The organism is Streptomyces colwelliae (assembly GCF_048158785.1).
Lineage (GTDB): Bacteria > Actinomycetota > Actinomycetes > Streptomycetales > Streptomycetaceae > Streptomyces.
This window is the reverse complement of record NZ_JBLTJC010000576.1, coordinates 1-4,677: the sequence shown is the minus strand read 5'-3', so window position 1 is coordinate 4,677 and position 4,677 is coordinate 1. Positions and strand designations below refer to the sequence as shown.

The window sequence follows — 4,677 nt, the reverse complement described above, 5'->3', positions numbered from 1 at the left end:
ATCCACGCTGGTCAGACGGAGGTAGTGACGTGATGATTCCGGTGGTAGGGATAGGAGTCCGAGCCTTGAAGTGGAGAAGCCGCCTTCGTAGCGACCGCCTTCTTCGTCGCGGTCTTCTTCGCTGCGGTCTTCTTCGCCACCATGGCCGCGGCCCCTTCACATTTTGTGATCACGCACGCGAATCGTGCTGGGACGATAAATCGACTTGAGTCCCGCGGCAACGGGGCACGCCGCCCGATTCGTCCACCCCCCTGGCCTCGCGCGGCAAGCCTGCATGCGTTGTGCCCAGCTCCTCGCCGGGTAATCCGCCGAGCCCGACACCCCGAACATCGAACGCGTGTTCAGAGCCATTCGAGTCGTACGGCAGGCCGGGAAGCCCCCTGCCGAACCCTCGCTCGACGCACCCCCGAAGGCCCCCGCAAAACCGGTCGGCCGCTGTCCGTGCGGCCCCGTACACTGGGCGGAGCGAGAAGCGTGGATGGGGACGAGTAGCGGCGTACGCAGCCCAGAGCGACCCGGGGACGGTGGAAGCCCGGGGGCCGGCGCGACGTGAAGATCACCCCGGAGCCGCCGGAAGAAAGCCGCAGCACACCCGCCGCGGCCGGTAGACCCGGTATCGCGACCCCAATGAGGGGGCTCACTGGTGTGCAAGGTGCACCGGGGAGCCAAGGAGGGTGGTACCGCGGGAGCGCGCCGCACACGGCGTACGGAAAGTCGTAGCTCTCGTCCCTCCGGACGGAAGGCAGAAAGTCCGCCGGAGGAAGCTCGCTGATGACAACGCCGACGTACCGCCAGGTGCCCGCCCAGGTCAACCTGCCCGCGCTGGAGCACGCCGTGCTCGACTTCTGGCGCGAGCAGAAGATCTTCGCCAAGACCCTGGACCAGTCCGAGGGGCGCCCCGAGTGGGTGTTCTACGAGGGCCCGCCCACGGCCAACGGCATGCCGGGCGCCCACCACATCGAGGCGCGCGTCTTCAAGGACGTCTTCCCCCGCTTCCGCACCATGCGCGGCTACCACGTGGGCCGCAAGGCCGGCTGGGACTGCCACGGCCTCCCGGTGGAGCTGGCGGTCGAGAAGGAGCTGGGCTTCACCGACAAGCAGGACATCGAGGCGTACGGCATCGCCGAGTTCAACGCCAAGTGCCGCGAGTCCGTGACCCGCCACACCGACGCCTTCGAGGCGCTCACGACCCGCATGGGGTACTGGACGGACCTCGAGGACCCGTACCGCACGATGGACCCCGAGTACATCGAGTCGGTCTGGTGGTCGCTCAAGGAGATCTTCAACAAGGGCCTGCTGGTCCAGGACTACCGCGTCGCCCCGTGGTGCCCGCGCGACCAGACGGGCCTCTCGGACCACGAGCTGGCGCAGGGCTACGAGACGGTCGTCGACCCCTCCGTGTACGTCCGTTTCCCGCTCACCTCCGGTCCGCTGGCCGGCCGTGCCGCACTCCTGGTCTGGACGACGACCCCCTGGACGCTGGTGTCCAACACGGCCGTCGCCGCCCACCCCGAGGTCACCTACGTCGTCGCGACGAACGGCGAGGAGCAGCTCGTCGTAGCCGAGCCGCTGCTCGCCAAGGCCCTCGGCGAGGGCTGGGAGACCACCGGCGAGACCTTCACCGGCGCCGAGATGGAGCGCTGGACGTATCAACGTCCGTTCGAGCTCGTGGAGTTCCCCGAGCCCGCCCACTACGTGGTGAACGCGGAGTACGTGACGGTCGAGGACGGTACGGGTCTGGTCCACCAGTCCCCCGCCTTCGGCGAGGAGGACCTCAAGGTCTGCCGCGCGTACGGCCTGCCGGTCGTGAACCCGGTCCGCCCGAACGGCACCTTCGCGGAGGACGTCCCGCTGGTGGGCGGTGTCTTCTTCAAGAAGGCCGACGAAAAGCTCACCGAGGACCTGAAGGACCGCGGCCTGCTCTTCAAGCACGTGCCGTACGAGCACAGTTACCCGCACTGCTGGCGCTGCCACACCGCGCTCCTGTATTACGCGCAGCCCTCCTGGTACATCCGCACCACGGCCGTCAAGGACCGCCTCCTCCAGGAGAACGAGAACACCAACTGGTACCCGGACACCGTCAAGCACGGCCGGTACGGCGACTGGCTGAACAACAACATCGACTGGGCACTGTCCCGCAGCCGCTACTGGGGCACCCCGCTCCCGATCTGGCGCTGCGAGGACGACCACCTCACGGTCGTGGGCTCCCGCGCGGAGCTGACCGAGCTGACCGGCACCGACCAGTCGGCCCTTGACCCGCACCGCCCGTTCATCGACGCGGTCACCTTCGCCTGCCCCCAGTGCGGCGAGAGCGCCACGCGCGTGCCCGAGGTCATCGACGCCTGGTACGACTCGGGTTCGATGCCGTTCGCGCAGTGGGGCTACCCGCACAAGAACAAGGAACTGTTCGAGTCCCGCTACCCGGCGCAGTTCATCTCCGAGGCCATCGACCAGACCCGCGGCTGGTTCTACACGCTGATGGCCGTCGGCACCCTGGTCTTCGACAAGTCGTCGTACGAGAACGTGGTCTGCCTCGGCCACATCCTCGCCGAGGACGGCCGCAAGATGTCCAAGCACCTGGGCAACACCCTGGACCCGATCCCGCTGATGGACCGTCACGGCGCGGACGCGGTGCGGTGGTTCATGGCCGCGGGCGGCTCCCCGTGGGCGGCACGCCGCGTGGGCCACGGCACGATCCAGGAGGTCGTCCGCAAGACGCTCCTCACGTACTGGAACACGGTCGCCTTCCAGGCCCTGTACGCGCGCACGTCCGACTGGGCGCCGAGCGCGGCGGACCCGGCCCCGGCCGACCGTCCGGTCCTGGACCGCTGGCTGCTGTCCGAACTCCACGCGCTCACCGACCAGGTGACGCAGGCTCTGGAGTCCTACGACACCCAGCGCGCCGGCAAGCTCCTGTCGGCGTTCGTCGACGACCTGTCGAACTGGTACGTCCGCCGCTCCCGTCGCCGCTTCTGGCAGGGCGACAAGGCCGCGCTGCGCACCCTGCACGAGGTCGTCGAGACGGTCACCCAACTGATGGCCCCGCTGACCCCGTTCATCACCGAGCGGGTCTGGCAGGACCTGATCGTCCCGGTGACCCCGGGCGCCCCCGAGTCCGTCCACCTGTCGTCGTGGCCGGAGGCGGACCTGTCCGTCATCGACCCGGAGCTGTCGAAGCAGATGGTTCTCGTACGGCGGCTGGTGGAGCTGGGCCGGGCCACGCGCGCGGAGTCGGGCGTCAAGACGCGCCAGCCGCTGTCCCGCGCGCTGATCGCGGCCACGGGCTTCGCCGCCCTGGACCGTGAACTGCACGCGCAGATCACGGAGGAGCTGAACGTCGAGGGGCTCGCCTCGCTGAGCGAGGTCGGCGGTTCGCTGGTCGACACCACGGCGAAGGCCAACTTCCGCGCGCTGGGCAAGCGGTTCGGCAAGCGCGTCCAGGACGTGGCGAAGGCCGTGGCGAACGCGGACGCGGCCGCGCTGTCCCTGGCGCTGCGCGAGGGCACGGCGTCCGTCGAGGTGGACGGCGAGACCATCACGCTGGCCCCCGATGAGGTGATCATCACAGAGACCCCGCGCGAGGGCTGGTCCGTGGCCTCCGACTCGGGAGCGACGGTCGCCCTCGACCTGGAGATCACCGAGGAGTTGCGGCAGGCGGGCCTGGCCCGTGACGCGATCCGCCTGATCCAGGAGTCCCGCAAGAACAGCGGCCTGGACGTCGCCGACCGGATCGCCCTGCGCTGGACGTCGACCGACCCGGCGGTCATCGCGGCCCTGTCCGAGCACGCGACCCTGATCGCCGACGAGGTCCTCGCCACGGACTTCGCTCAGGGCGAGGCGGACGACAGCTACGGCACCCCGTTCACGGACGAGGGGTTGTCGCTGGTGTTCCGCCTGCACAAGGCGTAACGCGGTTGCGCTGCGCTCGCTCAAGCCGTTGAGCGCCGTTGGGGTGCGGCCGGTCTCTTCAGGACCGGCCGCCTGTGGCTGGTCGCGCAGTTCCCCGCGCCCCTTTGGGGCACGAGCCTGAACCCCGTAAAAGGGCGAGCGTGAGCAGCGCTGCGACCGCCACACCCGAGGCCGTGACCAGCCAGGCCCGCAGGTCCCAGGGGTCCGGGCGGTACCGGGTGCGGAGCGTGCGGCGGCCACCCAGGCGCAGGCCCGCCAGCGCGGCGGCGACCCCGGCCAGCAGCAACGGGAGTCCGTATGCGGCTCCTTCGGCGGTGAGCAGTCCGTAGGTTCCGGCGCAGATGCCCAGCAGGCCGCCGAGGGTGAGGGCGGCGGTCGTCCGCCGTACGGAGGTGGAGACTTGGGCCGTACGGCCGTAGCCGCGGGCGTCCATTGCCGCGGCCAGGGCGACCGAGCGTTCCAACGCGCCTTCCAGTACCGGGAGTCCGACCTGTAGCAGGCCGCGTAGACCCCGGTCGGGGCGGCCTCGTAGGCGGCGGGCGGCGCGTAGGCGTTGGGCGTCGGCGATGAGGTTCGGGGCGAAGGTGAGCGCCACGACCACCGCGACGCCGGTCTCGTACAGGGCGCCGGGGAGGGACTTGAGGAGGCGGGCGGGGTTTGCCAGGGCGTTCGCCGCGCCTACACAGATCAGGAGTGTGGCCAGTCTCAGGCCGTCGTAGAACGCGAAGAGCAGTGCCTCGGCGGTTACTTGGCCGCCTAGGCGGATGC

2 protein-coding genes are annotated in these 4,677 nt (G+C 69.9%); one reads left to right on the top strand and one right to left on the bottom strand.

The features are described from left to right. Positions 1–771 precede the first annotated feature (771 nt). Positions 772–3,909, top strand: a complete 3,138-nt coding sequence (gene ileS / locus ACNFOC_RS51170; protein ID WP_416965827.1) for an isoleucine--tRNA ligase — start codon at positions 772–774, stop codon at positions 3,907–3,909. A gap of 58 nt (positions 3,910–3,967) precedes the next feature. On the opposite strand, the gene ACNFOC_RS51165 is transcribed toward ileS, so the two are convergent. Beyond that, on the bottom strand, positions 3,968–4,677 hold a 710-nt coding region (locus ACNFOC_RS51165; protein WP_521987055.1), incomplete at its 5' end, for an energy-coupling factor transporter transmembrane component T family protein.